Consider the following 20,374-nt stretch of genomic DNA (forward strand, 5'->3'; position numbering starts at 1 on the left):
GTCCCCGTCCCCGTCCCGGAGACCTCTACTCCCGCCCAGGCACCGCAACCGCCTCCTGCTGCGCCCGCTCCACCCGTGGCGCAGACGCCCGGCCCTCCGGTGATCCTGTCCATCCCCTCCCAGGTCTCACGGACGCAGGTGGTCTCGGCGAGCATCCGCTGCGAGGCCGGTGCCGATGTCACCGTCTCGGCTTTCGGGGTCACGGCCGCGGTCGGCACCTGCTTGAGTAGCGGCACCTGGCAGGCGAGCGTCGATGTCGGTTCCTATCCGGTGGCGGCCGGAACCGTGATCACGTTCGACTTCGTGCAGTCGAACATCGCCGGGGTTTCCGGGAGCGCCTCGGCCCAGGTGACCATCCTCGATTGATTTCGTGCGCACGCGTAATGGATGTGTTTCACAACCGTCCAGTATCTGTCCGGCACTCTGACGAGTGCGCGATCGGACGACCGGGAATCAGATTGGAACCAAACCGCATGTGGAAAAGATCGGGCACGCTCATGCTCGGACTCCTGCTCGCACTGGGCGCCGTCGCGACGACGGCACTCCCCGCCGCAGCCGCAGGATCCGCCAGCGTCAAAGACGCCAAGACCGCGACCTTCACCCTCGCCGATGGCACCGTGGCGACTGCCACGATCTCCGGTGGGGGTGATCGTGTGTTCGCCGATGACGGCAAGTCCCTCAGCGCGTGGAGCGGAACCGATGCGATGTACGCCGGGGGAGTGTCGACGAAGGATCTTCCTGTCGTCGGTATCCACTCGAAGAACGACTGCGGCTCGTCGAAGCGGTGTGGGGAAGGTCAGATCACCGTCCGCTTCGACCGACCGGTCGACGACCCGGCCATCCACATCGCCGAGTTCGGTGCCGGAACTGCATCCGCGAACCCACTCGATGGCGGGTTTGCGGCCGCCGATGGCATCCGTTTCTCCTCCGCTGACGGCGGCGCATCGAGTGCCGCCGTCTCTCGCGGAGCGACATTCACCGATGGAGGGGACGGCTACTACCGGGGAGACGCCGCGATCAAGTGCACTGCGGCGAGCAAGCCCGGTGGGTGCGGAAGCTTCACGGTGACGGGAAAGCAGATCACCGAGATCGTGTTCGACGTCGCGCGCTTCGCACTCGGTGGCACTCAGTCCGGATTCACCGACGGGTACGCCTTCGGTGTCACCGCGACCGCGACTCCCACGCCGACCCCGACTCCTACCCCTGAGCCGACGTACGCTGCGCTGTCCGTGTCCAAGATCGTGGACAAGGGTGCTGCGGTGCCGGGTGAGCAGCTCGAGTACACCGTGACCGTCAAGAACACCGGTGATGCCGAGGCTCGCCAGGTTCCCGTCACGGACGTGCTTCCGAGTGGCCTCACCACCGTGTCGGCCGACCAGGGCGGCACGATCGAGGGCTCCACGATCGCATGGACGATCGACAGGATCGCGGCGGGCGGCGAGAGCCGGCTGCATGTCACGGGAACCGTCGATCCCTCCAGTGCGGGCGCCACCCTCGTGAACCGCGCCGGGGTGGAGAACCCCGTCGACTCGCCTGCGGGCACCCCGGCTCCGACGAGCACCACCCCGTGCACCGACGATCCATCCGCGGCATGTGCCACCACCGTCGTGGCCGCGCTGCCGGCGCTCTCGCTCTCGAAAGTCGTCGACAAGCAGGTCGCCGGCCACGGTGAAGCCCTCACCTACACGGTCGTGGTCGCGAATTCGGGCGTCGCCCCCGCCAAGGATGTGCCGGTGGTCGATCAGCTTCCGGCCGTGCTGACAGAGGTCTCCGCCGACCAGGGCGGTGTGATCGAGGACGACACCGTCCGCTGGACGGTGGCCGAGGTGCCGGCAGGAGGCCAGGTCGAGCTGCACGTCGTCGGGACCACCCCGGGCGGACTCGACGAGGTGCAGCTGGTGAACAGGGCCACGGTGCAGAACCCGGCGGGAGTCCCGGCGGGCACGCCCGATCCGACGATCCTCACGCCCTGCGTCGACGACGTCGCGCAGGCATGTGCGGTGACGGCGGTCCCCGCGCTCGCTTCTCTGGAGATCAGCAAGACGGTGGCGCAGGCCGCCGCGCAGTCCGGCGCGATCCTCGACTACACGATCACGGTCGTGAACACCGGTCCTGGCACCGCGACGCAGATCCCGGTCGTCGACGACCTCCCGGAGGGGACGCGGTTCATCTCCGCCTCGACGGGCGGCGTCGCCGTCAAGGACCGCGTCGGGTGGATGGTGGAGGAGATCCTTCCTGGCCAGTCGGCGACGATGAGCCTCCGGGCTCAGGTTCCGGCAACCCAGAACGGGAAGATCGTCAACCGCGCCACGGTCGCCTACGACGAGGTCATGAACGAATCCCTCCGCAGCGCGGCGAGGCAGGCGGGCATGCCTGTTCCTGAGAATGCCGACCTGTCCGAGCTGCCGGCACTGCCTCCGCTGACCGCAGTGCATGCGTGTGCGGATGACCCCTCGTGGTCGTGCGCCGTCACCACGGTCACTCCGGCTCCGGCCGCTCTTGCCCAGACCGGTGCGACCTTCGCGCTGGCCGTCCCTGCGATCATCCTCCTCGCCGGTGGGGCGTTCCTCATCGTCGTCGGTGTGCGCCGCAGGTCCAACCGCTAGATCCCCTCACACACGTCGTCCCCGGGAAATCCCCGGGGGCTGATCGGAGTACCCAGAAATGACATCCTCTTCCTTCCTTTCGTCCGCTGAGCTTCCGAAATCCTCGGTGATGGTCGTGTTCGGCACCCGTCCTGAGATCGTGAAGCTCGCCCCTCTGGTGCGAAGCCTCGGCGACGCCGCCTACATCGTCCACACCGGCCAGCACTACGACCCCGGCATGTCCCGTGTCTTCCTGCAGGCGTGCGGTATCAAGCGCGTCGATCTCCAGCTGCATGTCGGCGGACTCCCACGCGCTGCGCAGATCGGCCGAGCAGCCGAGCAGATCGCACAGGCGATCACCCAGCTCGACCCGAAATACGTCGTCGTCCAGGGCGACACGAACGCGACCTTCGCCGCCGCGCTCGCCGCGAACGCGGCGGGAGTGCGACTGGGGCACGTGGAGGCCGGCCTCCGGGCGCGGGATCGTCGCATGCCGGAGGAGCACAACAGGGTGATGGTCGACCACATCTCCGATGACCTCTTCGCCGCGACCGAGACCAACCGGGCCAATCTCCTCGAGGAGGGAATCGAGGACGAGCGCATCCTCGTCACCGGCAACCCCGTGGTCGAGGCGGTTCGCATGCAGCGTTCCGACGTCGCCGCGGACGTCGACGAGCTCGTCAGGCTCGGGGTCCACCCCGACCGCTACGTGCTCGCGACCCTGCATCGTCAGGAGAACGTGGACACCCCGGCCAACCTCATCTCGACCCTGCACGCGTTCAACGAGATCGCCGCTTCCGGGTGGCCCGTCGTCTTCCCCGTGCATCCTCGAACGCGGGCGATGCTCACCTCACTGGACGCGGAGCATCTCCTCGACGCCCTGATCGCCGAGGAGCCGTACAGCTATGAGCGCTTCCTCGCCCTCGCCGCACACGCGGCAGTGCTGGTATCCGACTCCGGCGGCATCCAGGAGGAGGCCACGGTGCTCGGGCGACCGGTGCTCGTCGTGCGCGATTCGACGGAACGCCCTGAGGCGCTGGGATCGTTCACGAAGCTCGTCACACCTCAGACGCTCGCGAGCGAGGCGGCGGCTGTGCTCGCCGATGTCGAGGGGACCCTGGAGAAGCTGAGCGCCTTGCCGTCGCCGTTCGGTGATGGCAAGGCCACGGCACGCATCGCCACGCACATCCATTCCGTCGTCCGCCTCGCCGCAGAGGAGTCCTGATGTACAGCAGCGATCTCACCACGCCTCTCGCCGCCGTCGGCCTCCTCGCGATGACCGGTCCGGATTCGGTGCTCACCTGGGTCATCGTGGGTGCGGCAGCCATGGGAGCTGGAGCGTTGCTCACCGTCCGTCGGCGCGTGCTGCGCAGGGCCGCCCCCGTCGGGCGGGATCGACGCCGGCCATGCCGTTGAGGCGTTTCCCGTGCGGGCGTAATCGAACGTTCGATCCGCGGTCCTATCGGCGGCGATGCACTCTGCGCGTCACTCAAATGGAAGGAAGGGGCTCGAGATGAAGAGCATCCTCAAGACTGCCTGCACCGCCGGCATCGGCCTGCTGATCGTGGGAGGCACAGTGCTCGGTGGGCAGGTGGCCATGGCCGACGACCAGCCGGTCACGCCGGATTCGTCGACGACGACCACCAGCACCAGCGGAACGGAAAGGGTCAGCTCTCCCCAGCTGGTCCGCGGCTACCTCGGTCGTGCCACACAGACGGCTGCCACCGGGGTGACTCCCGGGTCGGAGATCAAGGAAGGTGCCGTCGTGCAGCTCGTCAACGACGAGCAGATCGACGGCGTCTACAAGGTGATCCTTCCGGTGCCGGCGAACACCACGTTCGCCTCGGCGACCGAGGGCGGTGCGCTGGTCGGTTCCAACGTCGTGTGGACCTTCAACGTGGCGCATGACGGTGGCACGCGGATCGTGCAGCCGATGGCGTCGTTCACGGTGGCCGACGACTACTGGGGGCCGACGATCACCAACAGCGCCAAAGTCGTCTACACCGGCGGAGTGTTCACGGACGACGTCCGTTTCACCTACAACTATGCGCACCAGTTCGCGCAGCGCCCTCCGGTGCCGGTGATCGATGCCGGTGTCGGACTCGCCAGCGCCGGTGTGATCGGGGTCGGCGCGCTCGGCGCGCTCGCTCTGCGCCGTCGTTCCACGGCCACCGACTGACCGCGCTCGGCTCACTCAAGAGGAAGAAACCACAGTGAAAAAGAAATCCATCCTCCGGGGTGCGCTGGCCGGGGGGTTGCTCGCCGCTTTGGCGGTGGGCGCCCTCGCGGCGGCCCCGGCTGCCACGGCCGCAGACGTCAACGGCTGGACCGGTTCGGGCGACACCCGCACCGCATCCGCGGCCGGCGCCACTGCCAAGATCACCACCACCGACAAGATCCAGGTGAAGAGCTCCGGTGATGTCGTCAACCTCGCCACCGTCCGCGACGGCGGTGAGCTGGGGCTGAACGTGATCGGTTTCCACGAGGACTTTCCCTGCAAGAACGGCATCGAGTGCGTCCGCGGCAACGTCGTGGTCGACTTCGGTCAGCAGGTGACGAACCCGAAGATCAAGCTCGACAAGCTCGGTGGCGACGTCTACGCCCTCGGCGGTGTCGTGAACAGCTCCGCCAAGTACACGCTGACGACCTCCGGCGTGACACTGAGCTCGACGTCCGGAGACCTCGACGTCACCTCGAACACCATCACGTCCACCAACTTCGCGTCGAAGAGCGGAACCGTGCGGGTCAATGGCACGGTCTCCAGGGTCGTGTTCCAGGTCACGATGCGGTCGAAGGGTGCCTTCCTCGGCCTGATCCCCACGTGGACCAAGGTGCCGAGCGACCTGCACAGCATCGACATCGATGTGGACAAGCCCACCAAGCCCGTGCTGACCGTCGACAAGAACGACCACCGCGACGCGGCTGTCATCGGCGACCAGCTCTCCTACGACATCGTCGTCAAGAACTCCGGCGATGCGGCGGGGACGAACGTCGCCATCAGCGACGATCTGCCCGCCGGTCTGACCGGTATCACCGCGTCCTACACGGCGGGTACCTCGGGTCAGGTCACGGTCTCCGGACAGCAGGTGCGCGGCACGATCCCGTCGCTCGCTCCCGGAGCCTCGTCGACTCTGACGGTGAAGGCGACGGTCGGGACGTCGACTCCGCTCGGCAACCTGCGCAACAACGCCTGTGCCGTCGCGACCTCGTCCAACCAGGCGTGCGACGGGGACGACACGACCATCGACAAGCAGACCAAGCCCGTCTTGACGATCACCAAGGACGACCAGCAGGGTGACGTCAAGCTGGGTCAGAACCTGACGTACGACATCGTGGTGCGGAACACCGGTGACGGTGCTGCCAAGAGCGTCGTGGTCAGCGATCCGCTCCCGGCCGGTCTCGACTTCGTGTCGGGCAGCGGTCCTGCCGGCATCACGGTCACGGCTTCCGGGCGCAACGTGACCGCCGACCTCGGCGACCTCGCCGCAGGGCAGTCGGTCACGCTCAAGGTGAACGCCAAGGTCAACCAGTCGGCAGCGCCGGGTGCATTGTCCAACCAGGCGTGCGCCGTCGCGTCGAACGCAGCGAACGTCTGCGCAACCGACACCGACACCGTCAAGCGCGAGTTCTTCCAGTACACGTTCAACTCGAACCCGACCGACCCGCAGCCGGGTCAGGCGGTCACGTACCGGATGGAGTTCGGCAACAACGGCAACGTCGACTCGGCGAATGCGGAGATCGAGTACGCCCTCGCCGGCGTGCTGGATGATTCCACCTGGAACCCGTCCAGCGTCACGGCCAACAGCGGCACCGTCGTGGTCAGTGGCAACACCATCGACTGGAAGGGTCCGCTGGCGTCCGGCCAGACCGTCGTGATCACCTTCACCGGTGTCTGGAACGGCAACGGAGACGGCGTCGCCTTCCCCGGTGTCACCTATTACGGGAGCGCCCGCTAAGGCGCGCCCCGGCGAACAGGAGAGGGCCGTCCTTCCAGGGCGGTCCTCTCCTCGCCCCGTTTTGCACCACCCGCAGTGAGAGGTAGTCATGGCCAGCAGCACGATCGTCGAAGACCCGCGAAGAGAACTCCGACCTCCTGTGCGGTTCGCGCTCGGGGGGCCGAAGGGGGACCGCGCCGCTCGAATCCTCGCGGCGTTGCTGTTGATCCTCGCGGTGCTGGCCCTCGTCTGGGTCAACGAGGCGTTCCGCTCTTTCGAAGCCTCTGCTGCGACCTGGGCTCTCTCCCCCTTCGTCGAGGGTCAGCGTCTTCCCATCGCCGAGCACTACTTCGTGCGGACGCCCGAGCATGAGCTCATCGCCCTTCGCGTCACCGTCGAGTGCACCACGCTGCTGATCGGCGTTCCCCTGACGGTCGTCGGCGCGGTCATCCTCGCCAGCACGCGAGTGCCATGGAGTCGCAGTGTGCTCGGGATCCTGGCGATGTGGGCCATCATCTTCGTCGTCAACCTCCTCCGGCTCGTGATCATCGGATGGTCGACGCAGACCTGGGGTCTCGACCCCGGTTATGAGATCAGCCATGTCTTCGTCGGTTCCGTCGTCGGCATCATCGGCTATGCGCTCGGGCTCGCCGCCCTGTTGCTCATCGTCGGCGTGCGGCCGCGTCGCCGTCGCCGCGTCGTGCCGGAAGAGACCGAGGGGCCTCGCTACCACCGAAACGGCGCGCTCTGACGCGAACCTGAAAGGCCGTTCCATGCTCTCCATACTCAACGCCTTCACGATTCTTCTCGGCGTCGCCTTCGTCACCTACGTCGTCTTCATCCTCGTTCCGTACCTCCGGTACCCGAAGGCGATCCCGGGGGACCCCGCCGACTTCGAATGGCACTTCTTCATCCCGTGCCGCGACGAGGAGGCGGTCATCGACACCACCATCTCGCGCGCCCGTCGGGACTTCCCCGGTGCGCACACCTGGGTGATCGACGACGACAGCGAAGACGCCACCTCGGCGATCGTCTCGCGGTGGGCCGCAGAGGACTCGCACGTGCACCTGGTGCAGCGCCGCCGTCCGCAAGCCCGCACCGGCAAAGGCGACGCCCTCAATGCGGCCTACCACCAGCTGCTGAGCTGGCTGCCCGAAGACGCCGACCATGAACGGATCGTCGTCGTCGTGATCGATGCCGACGGCGAGATGGAGCCCAACGCCCTGGAGATCTGCTCGGCGGAGGACACCTTCGGCGATCCCGCGGTCGGTGCGGCGCAGATCGCGGTGTGGATGAAGAACCGCGACGACAAGAAGCCCTACCCGAACAGTGGCCGGTTCGCGAACACCTTCGCCCGCTTCCTGCTGCGCATGCAGGACCTCGAATTCCGCACGACCATCGCAGCGATGCAGTCGCTGCGCGCGAAGACGGGAACCGTGGGGCTCGGGGGGAACGGACAGTTCACGCGGCTGTCGGTTCTCGACGCGATCGGCGAGAAGTTCGGCGAACCATGGCACGGAGCTCTCCTGGAGGATTACGAGTTGGGCGTGCACGTCGTGCTCGCCGGTTTCCAGGTCAAGCACGTCTACGACACCCATGTGAACCAGGAGGCGCTCCCGTCCATCCGCCGCCTCCTCACACAGCGCACGCGCTGGGCGCAGGGCAACATCCAGTGCGTGAAGTACATCGGCGAAGTGGTGAAGTCTCCTCATGTCGACAGCGCGGGTGTGATCGAGACCAGCTACTACCTCGTCCTCCCCTTCCTGCAGATGCTCGGCGCGCTGTCATTCACGATCCTGGTGGGTGCGCAGGTTTCGCTGTTGATCCAGGATCCCGCTCAGGTGCAGTTCGCGCTCGGCAGCGTCCTGGGCCTCGTCGGACTTCTCTCGGTGTTCTCGATCGCCCCCTTCGCTGTCTGGGGCTTCGTCTACAAGGTGCGCTGCGAGCCGCAGGCCAGCTGGTTCACGGCCCTGATGTGGGGGCTGGGTGTCTGGCTCTACGTCTATTACATGTACATCTGCATCGCGCGGGCCTTCCTGCGCATCATGCGCCGGAAGAACGGCTGGGCGAAGACGCGACGTAATGCGGAAGCGCACGTCGTCGTCGGGGGCTCGGTCGCCGTCGAGGTGTGATGCGGGGGACGCCCGTTCCGGCGAACTCACGGCTCGCAGCCCCCGCACGAGCGAGATGCGAAAGACTGGAGGCATGACTTCGCCTGCACTCGACACTCTCCTGGCCCGCATCGTCGAGAGCGGACTGCTCGAGGACCCGATCGCCGAGAACGGGCTGGTGTACGGGCGCGCGATCATCGACGCCGCCGGTACGACCGTCAACGTGAACGTCGATCCGGAGCTGGAGGACGTCCAGAGCGATGACGTGGATCATGAGGCGCTGGTCGCGGCAGTCGCCCGCACCCTCTCGGTCGGGGAGTCTCGGTGGCGCTCGGTGATCGACGAGATCGTCGCCGACATCGAGGATGCCGTCGACGACGAGCCCGTCGCGGAACAGATCGACCTGCGCGATGATCTCGAGGCCACCTCGGTCGTCGTGTTCGCCGACGCGGTGCTTCTCGCCTTCCTCGCGCCGAAGCAGTTCCCCGAGTCGCGCATCCTCGTGCAACTCGACGAGGACTTCGAGGTCGACGGCGTCGAGGTGCGCGACCTCGACGGCTCGGAGACGATCGACTTCGACACCCTCGACGACCTGCTCGACGAGATCAGCCGCTCCGACAGCTGATCTGCTGAGTGCCGGCCTCCTGCTGATGACCGCGGATCCTCGTTCTGCTGCGTCTTCTCCGTATCGTGTCGGGGGAGCAGCACGCGTGGTGCTGTCCGTGCTGGGCGCGATCGTTGCGGGGTTCGCCGTCGCCTGGTGGGTGACCACGGTCCAGCGGATCCCCGTGAGGTCCGACGCCGACCTCACATCCGTCCCCTTCGGCTTCCCTCTTCCGTGGGTCTCGCAGGACCATTCGTCCAACCCTTTCGCCACCTATCCGGCAGAGGTGGTTCTGCGCCTGACCGGTCGAACGGGCATCGCCTATCCGACCGAATACGAGTGGTTGCCGTTCATCGCCGATGGTGTGATCTGGGGCGCGGCGTTCTGGCTGGTGGGCATGGTCGCTCTACCCGCATTGATGGGGATATTCCGCCGGGAGTAGGACTCAACGCCCGCAGGCGGAACGCGCCGATCGCAAACGGATCGCGTAATGGTGCCGCGACCTTTCACTCCTGTACGCAGGAGAGAACTCGATTCGACGGTGTTCCGTCGAGCGTTGCGGAAAGGCAGACCTGAATGACCAGCCGCGTGATCGTCCGCAGCACCTGTGCAGTCCTCGCCGTCGGCGCGGCACTCGCGATGAGCGCCGCGCTGACGGCCGTCGTGCCCGTCGCCGCAGTCGCGGAGCAGTCCGCACTGAATTGGGTGGTGAACACGAGACCAGAAGCGCCGAGCGCGGATGTGCTGCGGTCGGCCATCGAAGGAGCCGGCGGGGAGCTGTTGATCACCTATCCCGAGATCGGGGTGACGGTCGCCCGCGCACCCGACGGCGACTTCCCCACTCAGCTCGAGAGTCTCGCCTGGGTCCAGTCCGTTGGCCCGACCCGAACGTCGACCGATCCGGACACGCCGACCGCACCCGGGCCACCGATCGCCGGCGACACGACGGAGCCGACGACGATGCCGGCCGAGGGCACCGCGTGGAACACCGTCGCCATCGGGGCGACGTCACCGTCGGGGAAGGGAGTGGTGGTAGGCATCGCCGACAGCGGCATCGATACCGGACATCCGGACCTCGCCGGCCAGATCGACCCGGCGTTGTCCGTCGGCTGCACCGTCAACGGCGTACCGGACACGAGACCGGAGGCGTGGCAGCCGGGAACCGACGGCGCGAGCGCGCACGGCACGCACGTGGCCGGCAGCGTGGCGGGAGCGGCGAACGGCACCGGCATCGTCGGCGTCGCCCCTGACGCGCGCGTCGCCTCGATCAAGGTCGTCAACGACGACGGCCACATCTACCCGGAGGCCAGCATCTGCGCGACCATGTGGGCTGCTGACCACGACATCCCGATCGTGAACCACAGCTACTACGTCGACCCCTGGTACCTCTGGTGCGCTGATGTCGACTCACAGGGTGCGGCTCTCGAAGCGCTCCGTCGCGCGTACGCCTACTCCCACGACCAGGGCGTGCTGAACGTCGCCGCGGTCGGTAATGAGGGTCAGGACCTCGCCACCATGAGCACGGATGAGATGAGTCCGAACGACGGGACGCTCGAGCCTCGGCCGGTGAACTCCTCCTGTCTTCAGGCACCTGGCGCGCTGCCGGGTGTCATCGCCGTCGCTGCCGCGGATCAAGACGAGGCGACGGGCGCGATCGTGCGTGCGGGATTCTCGAACTACGGTGCGGGCAAGGTCACAGTCACCGCGCCCGGTGTCCTCTGGTCGGCTGTGCCGCGCCAGGAGGACGGCACCGTCTACGCACTGTTTCCTGGGACCTCGATGGCGTCCCCGCACGTGGCCGGGGTCGCCGCCCGCATCCTCTCGGAGACTCCAGGTCTCACGCCGGACGAGTTGAGCCAGCGCATCACGGACACAGCGGATCCGCTCGCTGGGCTCAGCGCGGACCGGGTCGGGGCAGGACTCGTCGACGCCGGAGCAAGCTCGACTCCGGCGGTCGGCGTCTACTCGAAGGTCGCCCTCACCGGGCAGCCGTTCCGCGTCAACGGCAGCGGATACCCGGCGAACACCACCGTCGACCTGAAGATCGGCGGCGCTGTCGAGCAGGTGCGTACCGACGGTGCCGGTCGCTTCGCCACCGTCTTCGACGTTCCCGCGGACGCACCCCTGGGGGAGGCCACCCTCACGGGCGGAAGCGCGTCGGCCCCGGTCATCATCCATGAATCACCGGCGACGCCGACTGTGGTCGCTCCGGTCGCCGGAGGGACGGTCTACGCCAAGAGCACGAAGATTTCGGGCACCGGTGTTCCCGGTTCCCTGGTCCGAGTGCACGTTTTCGTCGGCGAACTCACCCCGTTCGTCCGGTTCGTGCAGGTAGGCATGGACGGTCGGTGGTCGACCACTGCATCACTTCCGCAAGGGGATTATGAGCTGACCGCGCGCACGTTCGTCGGATCGGACATGTCGGCCGTGACAGCCCCAACGAAGTTCTCCGTCCATACAGCGTCGGCGATGTCGTACTCGGTGCAGATCGCCCCGCAGGTGGGCGCTGAGGACAGCCTGATCCTCCTCGACCTCACGAACGCAGGGGCGTCGGGCGGGGAGGCCGTGGTGGACATCGACCTCGCCGACTACGACGGCTTCGAGGTCCCGGTGCCCTCGACAGGCGAGGTCGAGCGCACCGACAGGGGCCTGCGTTGGAAGCTCACGCTCGATTCGGCGCAGAAGGTTCAGCTGCAGATCCCGGTGAGTGCCGGCGCCGGTGACCTGTCGTTCCCGGTGATCGTCGTGAAGTAGCGCGTGCACGGGCGAAGACCGGTCCACTGTCTGCATGTTCCTGTGCCAGCGGAGGGATCAGTGGAGCCGTGGATCACGGTCTTGCCTTGCGATGCGTATGAGGATCACCGGGTCACTCCCCGTGGAGAGTGCGGCTGCGACGGGTCCGGGAAGATCCCCGCCGCAGCCGCGTGCTTGATTGCGGACCAGATGGTGAGCCGGGTGGCTTCACCGTCCGCCTGCGTGACGGATCCCCATCCTGTCGACGCGCCGAGCAAGCGTGGCACGAGCAAGACGACGAACGGGTGAAGTTCTTACGGTCGGTCGTCGGACCTCGCCCGCACCCGCCGCCAACGATGAGCGATGCCCGTGTCAGAGCCACTTCTTGTACTTGAACACCCCGAACAGGCCGACCGCGAAGGCGAGCATCGCGCCGATGGCCATCGGATAGCCGAAGGCCCAGTGCAGCTCGGGCATCACGTCGAAGTTCATCCCGTACACGGTGCCGACCAGCGTCGGGGCGAAGATGATCGCGGCCCACGAGGAGATCTTCTTGATCTCGTCGTTCTGCGCCAACCCGGCCTCGGTCTGACGCCGGGCGACCAGTGCGGAGTGCACGGTCAGCGCGTTCTCCAGGATCGCCCGGAACGAGTCGATCTTCTCGTTGACACGGATCGTGTGGTCGAGCACATCGCGCAGGGAGCGCTGCAGCTCCTCATCGATGCGGTACTTCGCAGAGCCCCGACGCAGCCACTCCAGCATGCCGTTCAGCGGATGCACCGCCCGCTGGAAGTTGATCACCTCGCGGGACAGCTCGTAGATGCGGCGGGAGAGCGCGCTGTCGTCGTCGCCGTCGCCGAAGAGCTGGTCCTCGATCTCGTCGATGTCGTTCAGCAGCCCTGCCACGATCGGCTCGTACCCGTCGACGACCTCGTCGAGGATCGCGTAGAGCACGGCCTCCGGTCCCATCGCGAGCAGCTCGGGGTTCGCCTCCATGCGGGCGCGCACGGCGGCGAGGTTCGGGGACTCGGCGTGCCGGATCGTCACCACGAAATCGGGGCCCACGAACAGGTGCAGCTCGCCGAACTCGATCGACTCCTCCTTGTCGCGGTACCGGGCGGGGCGGAGGACGGCGAACAGGGTGTCGCCGTAGCGCTCCACCTTCGACCGCTGGTGGCCGGACAGGGCGTCCTCGACGGCCAGCGGATGCAGGTCGAACTCGCGAGCGACGGACGCCACTTCTTCCGGGCTGGGTCGGTACAGGCCGATCCACGCGATGCCTCCGGCGGCGTCCAGCATCCGGTAGGTCTCGTCCAGGTTCTTGGGGGTCTCCACGCGACGTCCGTGGACGTACACGCCGTTGTCGATGAGGGCCATGATCGGCTCCGTTCTCGCAGGCGCACGGCAGCGGAGAGCTCCGTGCGCGGTTCGTCAGGGGGCGGATGACGCCGCCGACGGCTGCGGGGAAGGACGTGCGAAAGCGGACCAGAGGGTCAACGCGCTAGCGCAGGGAGTCTCGACGCAGCGAAGGCGGCGTCGTAACTATCACCGGACATCGCCATCACCACCTTTCGGGACTCGTCGGGCCGAACGACCCAAGGGGTCAGCATACTCCTCGATGCTGAGCGCCGGCCCCGCTGGGGCTGCCTCGACCCGCCGGCTATCAGGATCCGCCTTCGTTCGGGTCGAAGGCGGATCCTGATCTGCCGACTCGCGGCGCCCCGACCGCAGTCGGGTGATCGGGCGTGCGGCCCGGTTCAGTCAACACCGTATGGCGACCTTTGTCCAGGGTCGATGGACGATGGTCGGAGCTTCGGTGGATCAGACGAGCGTGACGACCTCGCCGCCGCGAGCTGCCGAAGCCTGGGCGGCCTTGGCGATCTCGACGGTACGGATGCCCACGCCGGCGTCGGGCTGCGGCTGGCGTCCCTGGCGCACGGCGTGCACGAACTCGTCGAGCAGGAGCGCGTCGAGGTCGGCGCCCACAGGGTTCCATGTCTCGCCGTGCGCATCGTGCCCGGCGACGCCCTTGGCGAAGGGACTGACGGTCACGGTGCCGCGCTCGGCGATCACCTGCAGGGTGAGTCCACCCCAGGTGGCCGAGCTCATCGGCCAGCTCCAGGAGCAGTCGATCGTGGCGATGACCCCACTCGGGTACTGGATCGTCACCAGGCCGCCGGTCTCGACCTCGAGGTCGCGCTCCGCATGCAGGATCCCGTTCGACACGGCGCGGACGGACTGGGCACGTTCGCCGAGCAGCTCGTCGAGCAGATCGGCGCAGTGCACGACATGGTCGACGAGTGCGCCGCCCCCCGCCAGCTCCGGATCCGTGAACCAGGTCCGGTCCTGCGGAAGCTTGCCGTTGTTGATCCCGGTGACGCCCAGCACCGTGCCGAGGCGTCCGCTGCGCAGCTCGGCGATCGCGTCGCGCACGCTCGGGGCGAACCGCACCGGATAGGCGACCATCAGGATCACACCGGCACGCTCGCACGCCTCGCGCATCGCGATCGCATCCTCGACCGTCGTGGCCAGGGGCTTCTCGCACAGCACGTGCACCCCGGCGGCGGCCGCGCGCTCGACGAGGGCGCGGTGTCGGGAGTTCTCCGCGGCGATCACGACCGCATCGGGTTTCCAGGCGAAGGCCTCGTCGTAGGTCTCGACGTAGGCGACACCGAGCTCCGCCGCCAGCGTCGCTCCTCGGGGTGCGTCGTCGGGCGCCGTGGCACCGTCGGGGTCGGCGGTGATCAGCTCGACGCCGGGCATCGCGTTGAGCGCGTGGACGTAGCTCAGAGCGTGCGTGTGCGCGAACGAGAGGACGGCGATCCGCAGCGGGGTGGTGGCGGTCATCGAGTGGCCTCCTCGGCCGTGCGTGCAGATGATGTGGGAGTGGTGACGGTCAGAGCGACCGGGGCGCCGGAGGCGATCGAGGCGTACGCGCCCTCGGCGACGGCGACAGCCTCGATTCCGTCCGCCGGGCTGACCCTGGCGTCGCGCCCCTCGCGCAGGGCGGCCACGAAGTCGGCGATCTCGGCGAAGTACGGGCTCTCCTGCGGCGACATCGGCGGCAGGTAGTCGGTGCCGGCTTCGGGAAGCACGGCGTCGGTGCGCAGCGCGTTGTCCTCGGCGCTGTCGTAGCGCAGGCGGCCCTCCGACCCCGCGACCTCGACGCTCGTGCGGAACGGCATACCCGGCGCGACCCAGCTGCCGTGGATGTGACTGATGACGCCGCTGCGGTGCGTGAGCACGACGTGTGCAGTGACCGGTGCGGGCACGCGGTCGTCGACGGTCGGCGGGTTCTGCACCGCGTAGACCGACTCGACGGGTCCGGCGAACCAGACCGCCTGGTCGATGTCGTGGATCATCAGGTCGCGGATGACACCGCCGCCCGCGCGCTCCGAGAAGAACCACGGGGTCTGCGGGGCGGAGCCTGCCCGACTGAACCGCTGCACGGCGAGCGTGCCGATCCGACCGGCGTCGATGCCCGCCTTGATCTGGGCGTACTCGCCCATGTACCGAACGACATGGGCGGGGAACAAGCGCACGCCCGCTTCCTCGGCGGCGCGGGCGACGGTCGCTGCGATCTCAGCCGTCTCCGCGAGCGGCTTCTCGCAGATCACGTCGAGCCCGCGGGCGATGGCGCGCAGAGCGAAGTCGGCATGCGTGCTGCTCGGGGTCACGATGTCGACGATGTCGACCAGGCCGATGAGGGTGTCGACATCGTCGACGAGCTCGAACCCGTACTCCGCGGCGATCTCCTCTGCTCCGACAAGCGAGGTGACGTAGCCTTCCACCCCGAGCGCCCGCCAGGCGTCGGCGTGCACGCGGGAGATCCCGCCCGCGCCGATGAGTCCGACCTTCAACGTGCTCACTGCTTCTCCTCGGTTGTCTCGTCGGTCGGGTCAGCGGCTTCCGAAGGTGCGACCCGCAGGGGGGTGATCGGCGGAGCCGGCATGTCCTCGATGCCGTAGATCTCGGCGGCGAGCCGCTGGAACGCGTGCACGACCGCTCCGTGGGCGGCGGCTTCGGCGCCCAGGCGCGCTTCCGCGATCGGCACCTGGAACGGCAGGCCGAGGTGGCCGGGCAGTGCCGCGCGCAGGGGGTCGAGCAGCTGCTCATGCGCGGCCGAGAGTCCACCGCCGATCACGATCATGGCCGGGTCGACCGTCATGATCAGGGTCGCGATGCCATGGGCGAGCTCGCCGATGAATCCGTCGAGCTCCTGCTGTGCGGCCGCGTCACCGCCGCGCGCCTTCGCGAAGACCTCGGCAGCGGTCGGGGCGGTGCGCCACGTGATCTGGCCCGTCTCGGTGTTCAGTCCCCGGAAGGCGAGGCGGCCGATGTCGCCCGCAGCGTTGTGGATTCCGCGGCGCGGGCGTCCGCCGAGGATCAGTCCCATCGCGATGCGATTGCCGACCGACAGGTAGATGACGTCGTCGACGAGCTGCGCGACGCCGAGGTGATGCTCGGCGACGGCCGCGAGACGAACGCCGTTGTCCACCGCGACGGGGCAGCCGAACGCCTGGCGCAGCTGGGAGCCGATATCGATGCCCGACCACTCGGGGATGACGACCGAGGTGGTGACGCGCCCCGTGTCGTCGACGATGCCGGGAAGCGAGACGCCGACCGCGCGGACCTTTGATCCCGGGATCGAGACCGCGGAGAGCGTACCCCGCACGTCCTCGATCACGGCAGCCAGCTTGGACGCGCCATCGGGCCGCTCGGCCACGCCGGGGAAGCTGCGCTGCGCGATCACGTGTCCGGCCAGGTCGGCCAGCACGACCCGCACGCTCGCGACGCCGATGTCGACGCCGACGACGGTTCCGGCGGCGGCGTGGAACGAGTAGCGGCGGGCCGGCCGACCCGCGCCGCCGGCATTCTGCGCGGGGGCGTCGACGATCAGACCGGAGTCGGTCAGGGCAGTCACGGCATTCTCGACGGAGGTGCGCGAGATCTCGAGGGAACGAGACAGATCGTTGACGGTGGCGGGGCCGGAATCACGCAGCTGCAGTGCGGATCGAGCAACGATCGAAAGCGGACCTGTCACGGCCATGTGCTGCCCCCTCTTCTCCGGCTTCGTTGCGATCAACGTCGGGTGCGATCAAATTAGCACACCGAATTCTCAGATCAAGCTTTGTTGTTCTCGAACCGGAAACACCGCTGAAACACGGGCCTGAGAACTTGTACTTGACGAATTATCCCATTGCAGTGTCATAATGAACCGTACTCAGCACGGTATAAGCAAAGGAGCACCATGCGCGTCAGCAAGATCACCGGCGTCGTCGCGGGATTCGCGGCCGCCACCCTGTTGGCCGGATGTTCGGCCGGCGGAGGCAACACCGCAGAGGGTGAGCAGGACATCACGGTCTGGCTCTACCCGGTCATCGCCGACGAGGCGGTGCACAAGGACTTCTGGGACTCGACGATCGCCGACTTCGAGAAGCAGAACGAGAACGTCAACGTGAAGTACGAGATCTTCCCGTGGGCCAACCGCGACGAGGCGCTGCAGACGGCGATCGCCGCAGGCAAGGGGCCCGACGTCGTCTACCTGATCCCCGACCAGCTCGCGGCGTACCAGAAGTCGATCGCTCCGCTCAACGATCTGCTGAGCCGGGAGCGACAGGACGACCTGCTGCCGAACGTGAAGAAGTCGGTCACGCTCGACGGCGACATCCTCGGCGCGCCCATCCTCACCAGCGCCCAGCCCCTCATCTGCAACACCGCCGCCTTCGAGGCCGCCGGTGTCACGGAGTACCCCGAGACCTGGGACGACATCACCGCGATGGCGCCGAAGTTCACGGAGAAGGGCATGTACGCCCTGAACTACCCGGCATCGGCCGAGAACACCCTGAACCTCACGTACTACCCGCTGCTGTGGCAGGCCGGTGGCGAGGTCTACACCAAGGACGGCGACGTCGGCTTCGACAGCAAGGAGGGCGTGCAGGCGCTCACCTTCCTCACCGACCTGGCAGAGGCTGGTGCGCTCGACCCCGAGGCGCTCACCACGAACGTGCCGCTGGAGCAGACCGCGGTCGCTCAGGGCAAGGTTGCCTGCACCTGGAACAACGCGGTCAACGAGGTCGTGCCGTTCTGGGGCGAGGAGAACGTCAAGGTGCTGGCGCCGCTGACCGAGAAGGAGTCCGTGGCCTACGGCACGGTCGGCTCGCTCTCGGTGCTCAAGGGCTCCAAGGCGCAGGACGCGGCGGCCAAGTTCGTCGAGTACGCCACCGGTGCGGACGTCGTCGAGCCCTACCTGAAGGCAGCCGGCTACTTCTCGGCGCTCAGCACCACCGAGCCTCTGTACGCGGATGACCCGCTGCTCGGCGAGGTGGAGAAGTACGTCCCGGACACCACCGTGGGTGAGCTCAACGCCTCGTCCCGCGCGCTGATGGGTGTGCTCGCCCCCGAGATCCAGGCCGCCCTCCTCGGCGACAAGTCTCCCGAGGACGCACTGAAGGATGCCGCGACGGCTGCGGCTCCTCTGATCAAGAAGTAGTCGATCGAGAAAGTAGTCGACCGGGGGCATGCGGAACCCGAACTCCGCATGCCCCCGCACCCTGTCCCTCTCCCCACGTGAGGTAGCACTGATGACCACGGCAACCACGGCGAAGAAGCCCGCAGGGCGGGTGACGAGGCTGATCGCACGACGCGAGGCGCGGATCGCGTTCCTGTTCGTGCTCCCCGCCTTCCTCCTGTTCATCGCCTTCCGCTTCGGCCCCAGCATCGCCGGTGTGGCACTGAGCTTCTTCGACTACGACATCACCGGCGAGATCTCCTGGCGGGGTCTCGACCACTTCCAGCGCATGATCGCCGATCCGCTGTTCTGGCGGGCCATGGGTACCACACTGATCTATACGGTGTTCGCCGTGCCGATCGCGCTTGTGCTCTCCACCGTCATGGCCCTCGGCGTGCGTCGGGCCTTCCGGGGCGCGCGCTTCTTCCGCTCGATCTTCTTCCTCCCCGTCATCACCTCGCTCGTGCTCGCCGGGTCGATCTTCGTCTGGATCTTCTCCGCCAACGGGCCGTGGTCCGCGCTGATGACTCCGCTGGGGCTCGGCGGCTCCTGGCTCGGCAGCACCGTGCTCGTGATCCCCGCCATCGTCGTCGTCGGCGTCTGGTCGCGGTTCGGCTACGGGATGATGATCCTCATCGCCGCGCTGCAGGACGTGCCGCGCGAGCTCGAGGAAGCCGCTCTGATGGACGGCGCGAACGCCTGGCAGCGCTTCCGCTACGTGATCCTTCCGGTGCTGCGGCCGACCTTCTTCTTCCTCGCGGTGATCGAGACGACCGCCGCCTTCCAGGTGTTCGACGTCATCTACGTGATGACTCAGGGCGGGCCGGCGAACGCCAGCTACTCGCTCGTTTACATGCTCTACGACCAGGGCTTCCGCTACTTCGACTACGGCTACGCGGCCGCGATCGGCGTGGCCCTGTTCATCATGACCCTCGTCGTCGCGCTCATCCAGCGCCTGGTGATCGGAAAGCAGAAATGACCGCTCTGATGCAGCCGCCGACGCCGACCGAGACGTCCACGACCCCGAAGCCGGCCAAGACGTCGTCGAAGCAGCGCCGGGCGTATCGTGCGCTCCAGCCGACGGGGTGGGGGATCGTCGGACGATGGATCTGGCTGAGCCTGGCGGGGATCCTCAGCTTCTTCCCGTTCTACGCCATGGTCGTGCTGAGCCTGAAGCCCGGCATGGTGGTCGATCTCCCCGGTTCGCTGCTGCCCTTCCAGGACATCTCGTTCGACGCCTACGAGCAGGTGCTCGCGGGGCAGAACATCCTCGGATGGCTCGGCAACACCCTCATCTACTCCCTTGTCTCGGTCGTCGCGGTGCTGTTCCTGTCGGCGCTCGCCGGCTACGCCTTCGCCAAGAAGCGGTTCCGCGGCAAAGAGGTGATGTTCTGGTCGTTCCTCGCCATGGTGATGGTGCCGTTCCACGTGACCCTCATCCCGACGTTCATCCTGATGGCGAACCTCGGCGGTGTCGACACCTACTGGGGCCTCATCCTGCCTTCGCTCGCCAACGCGCAGGCCGTGTTCCTGATGCGGCAGTTCATCTCGGGGCTCCCGGACGAGCTGTTCGAGGCCGCCCGCATCGACGGCGCCGGCGAGTTCCGCATCTTCCTGCGGATCGTGCTGCCGCTGTGCAAGCCGATCCTCGCGACGCTCGGCATCTTCGTCTTCCTGTGGCACTGGAACGACTTCCTGTGGCCGCTCATCATCGCGAAGTCCAACGCGATGTTCACACTCACCGTCGGCATCTCGTCGCTGCAGCAGCAGAACGTTCCGCTGAGCACCATGCTCGCCGGTTCGGTCGTGGCGCTGCTGCCCATCTTCCTCGCGTACCTCATCGCTCAGCGGTACGTGCAGGAGGGCGTGGCCGGTACGGGCATCAAGGGCTGAGA

Annotated in this window: 17 protein-coding genes and 1 pseudogene; 14 read left to right on the forward strand and 4 right to left on the reverse strand. The window is 67.4% G+C overall.

The annotated features are described in order from the left end of the window. The 11 genes and pseudogenes from AX744_RS07215 to AX744_RS07265 all read left to right on the forward strand — a co-directional run. Positions 1-366: pseudogene (locus AX744_RS07215) on the forward strand (hypothetical protein); the annotation flags it as partial. Positions 367-473: 107 nt separating this feature from the next. Next, on the forward strand, positions 474-2,606 hold the full coding sequence (locus AX744_RS07220) for a DUF11 domain-containing protein (RefSeq protein ID WP_197429176.1): 2,133 nt from the start codon (positions 474-476) through the stop codon (positions 2,604-2,606). Positions 2,607-2,664: 58 nt separating this feature from the next. Beyond that, on the forward strand, positions 2,665-3,810 hold the full coding sequence (wecB, locus tag AX744_RS07225) for a non-hydrolyzing UDP-N-acetylglucosamine 2-epimerase (protein ID WP_061016039.1): 1,146 nt from the start codon (positions 2,665-2,667) through the stop codon (positions 3,808-3,810). Then, on the forward strand, positions 3,810-4,001 hold the full coding sequence (locus tag AX744_RS07230; RefSeq protein ID WP_061016041.1) for an LPXTG cell wall anchor domain-containing protein: 192 nt from the start codon (positions 3,810-3,812) through the stop codon (positions 3,999-4,001). Before wecB ends, AX744_RS07230 begins: the two co-directional genes overlap by 1 nt. A 97-nt stretch (positions 4,002-4,098) precedes the next feature. After that, the gene (locus tag AX744_RS07235; RefSeq protein ID WP_061016043.1) at positions 4,099-4,764 is read left to right on the forward strand and encodes a hypothetical protein; all 666 of its coding nucleotides are present in this window, start codon (positions 4,099-4,101) and stop codon (positions 4,762-4,764) included. Between the two features lie 34 nt (positions 4,765-4,798). Further along, the gene (locus AX744_RS07240; RefSeq protein WP_157543542.1) at positions 4,799-6,541 is read left to right on the forward strand and encodes a DUF7927 domain-containing protein; all 1,743 of its coding nucleotides are present in this window, start codon (positions 4,799-4,801) and stop codon (positions 6,539-6,541) included. Positions 6,542-6,629: 88 nt separating this feature from the next. Beyond that, positions 6,630-7,271: an exosortase/archaeosortase family protein gene (locus AX744_RS07245; RefSeq protein WP_061016047.1), complete on the forward strand. Its 642-nt coding sequence runs from the start codon at positions 6,630-6,632 to the stop codon at positions 7,269-7,271. Positions 7,272-7,293: 22 nt separating this feature from the next. After that, positions 7,294-8,652 carry a glycosyltransferase family 2 protein gene (locus AX744_RS07250; protein WP_061016049.1) on the forward strand — a complete coding sequence of 453 codons (1,359 nt, stop codon included), beginning with the start codon at positions 7,294-7,296 and terminating at the stop codon, positions 8,650-8,652. A 73-nt stretch (positions 8,653-8,725) separates the two neighbouring features. After that, positions 8,726-9,256, forward strand: coding sequence for a hypothetical protein (locus AX744_RS07255; RefSeq protein ID WP_061016051.1), 531 nt, complete (start codon positions 8,726-8,728; stop codon positions 9,254-9,256). 85 nt (positions 9,257-9,341) lie between these two features. After that, entirely contained in the window at positions 9,342-9,677 is a 336-nt protein-coding gene (locus tag AX744_RS07260) for a hypothetical protein (RefSeq protein ID WP_061016053.1), read from the forward strand. A 134-nt stretch (positions 9,678-9,811) separates the two neighbouring features. Further along, complete coding sequence (locus AX744_RS07265; RefSeq protein ID WP_061016055.1) at positions 9,812-11,989, forward strand: S8 family peptidase; 2,178 nt, start codon at positions 9,812-9,814, stop codon at positions 11,987-11,989. A gap of 351 nt (positions 11,990-12,340) precedes the next feature. Here AX744_RS07265 and AX744_RS07270 read toward each other — a convergent pair whose 3' ends face one another. The 4 genes from AX744_RS07270 to AX744_RS07285 form a co-directional block, all read right to left on the reverse strand. Continuing rightward, complete coding sequence (locus tag AX744_RS07270; protein WP_045263009.1) at positions 12,341-13,345, reverse strand: magnesium and cobalt transport protein CorA; 1,005 nt, start codon at positions 13,343-13,345, stop codon at positions 12,341-12,343. A gap of 444 nt (positions 13,346-13,789) precedes the next feature. Further along, positions 13,790-14,815, reverse strand: a complete 1,026-nt coding sequence (locus AX744_RS07275) for a Gfo/Idh/MocA family protein (RefSeq protein WP_061016057.1) — start codon at positions 14,813-14,815, stop codon at positions 13,790-13,792. Continuing rightward, a complete protein-coding gene (locus tag AX744_RS07280) occupies positions 14,812-15,837 on the reverse strand; it encodes a Gfo/Idh/MocA family protein (protein WP_061016059.1) in 1,026 nt (341 codons plus the stop codon). Before AX744_RS07280 ends, AX744_RS07275 begins: the two co-directional genes overlap by 4 nt. Continuing rightward, positions 15,834-17,018 (reverse strand): ROK family transcriptional regulator, encoded by a 1,185-nt coding sequence (locus AX744_RS07285; RefSeq protein WP_058631079.1) that lies wholly within the window; start codon positions 17,016-17,018, stop codon positions 15,834-15,836. The genes AX744_RS07280 and AX744_RS07285 overlap by 4 nt, the downstream gene beginning before the upstream one ends. Before the next feature lie 201 nt (positions 17,019-17,219). Between AX744_RS07285 and AX744_RS07290 the strand changes: the two genes are divergently transcribed. The 3 genes from AX744_RS07290 (at position 17,220) to AX744_RS07300 (ending at position 20,372) form a co-directional block, all read left to right on the forward strand. Further along, on the forward strand, positions 17,220-18,461 hold the full coding sequence (locus AX744_RS07290) for an ABC transporter substrate-binding protein (RefSeq protein ID WP_058631078.1): 1,242 nt from the start codon (positions 17,220-17,222) through the stop codon (positions 18,459-18,461). A 91-nt stretch (positions 18,462-18,552) separates the two neighbouring features. Beyond that, entirely contained in the window at positions 18,553-19,458 is a 906-nt protein-coding gene (locus tag AX744_RS07295; RefSeq protein ID WP_046748129.1) for a carbohydrate ABC transporter permease, read from the forward strand. Continuing rightward, positions 19,455-20,372 (forward strand): carbohydrate ABC transporter permease, encoded by a 918-nt coding sequence (locus AX744_RS07300; RefSeq protein WP_061016061.1) that lies wholly within the window; start codon positions 19,455-19,457, stop codon positions 20,370-20,372. The genes AX744_RS07295 and AX744_RS07300 overlap by 4 nt, the downstream gene beginning before the upstream one ends. Positions 20,373-20,374 lie beyond the last annotated feature (2 nt).

Origin of the sequence: Microbacterium sp. CCH5-D1, from assembly GCF_001557335.1 — a bacterium.
Taxonomy (GTDB): domain Bacteria; phylum Actinomycetota; class Actinomycetes; order Actinomycetales; family Microbacteriaceae; genus Microbacterium; species Microbacterium oxydans.

Bases quoted from the DNA above. Each gene is read 5' to 3' on its own strand.
- AX744_RS07295 (WP_046748129.1), top strand. From the start codon at position 18,553: ATGACCACGGCAACCACGGCGAAGAAGCCCGCAGGGCGGGTGACGAGG.
- AX744_RS07300 (WP_061016061.1), top strand. From the start codon at position 19,455: ATGACCGCTCTGATGCAGCCGCCGACGCCGACCGAGACGTCCACGACC.
- AX744_RS07265 (WP_061016055.1), top strand. From the start codon at position 9,812: ATGACCAGCCGCGTGATCGTCCGCAGCACCTGTGCAGTCCTCGCCGTC.
- AX744_RS07235 (WP_061016043.1), top strand. From the start codon at position 4,099: ATGAAGAGCATCCTCAAGACTGCCTGCACCGCCGGCATCGGCCTGCTG.
- AX744_RS07275 (WP_061016057.1), bottom strand. From the start codon at position 14,815: ATGACCGCCACCACCCCGCTGCGGATCGCCGTCCTCTCGTTCGCGCAC.
- AX744_RS07290 (WP_058631078.1), top strand. From the start codon at position 17,220: ATGCGCGTCAGCAAGATCACCGGCGTCGTCGCGGGATTCGCGGCCGCC.
- wecB (WP_061016039.1), top strand. From the start codon at position 2,665: ATGACATCCTCTTCCTTCCTTTCGTCCGCTGAGCTTCCGAAATCCTCG.
- AX744_RS07245 (WP_061016047.1), top strand. From the start codon at position 6,630: ATGGCCAGCAGCACGATCGTCGAAGACCCGCGAAGAGAACTCCGACCT.
- AX744_RS07285 (WP_058631079.1), bottom strand. From the start codon at position 17,018: ATGGCCGTGACAGGTCCGCTTTCGATCGTTGCTCGATCCGCACTGCAG.
- AX744_RS07255 (WP_061016051.1), top strand. From the start codon at position 8,726: ATGACTTCGCCTGCACTCGACACTCTCCTGGCCCGCATCGTCGAGAGC.
- AX744_RS07220 (WP_197429176.1), top strand. From the start codon at position 474: ATGTGGAAAAGATCGGGCACGCTCATGCTCGGACTCCTGCTCGCACTG.
- AX744_RS07270 (WP_045263009.1), bottom strand. From the start codon at position 13,345: ATGGCCCTCATCGACAACGGCGTGTACGTCCACGGACGTCGCGTGGAG.
- AX744_RS07230 (WP_061016041.1), top strand. From the start codon at position 3,810: ATGTACAGCAGCGATCTCACCACGCCTCTCGCCGCCGTCGGCCTCCTC.
- AX744_RS07250 (WP_061016049.1), top strand. From the start codon at position 7,294: ATGCTCTCCATACTCAACGCCTTCACGATTCTTCTCGGCGTCGCCTTC.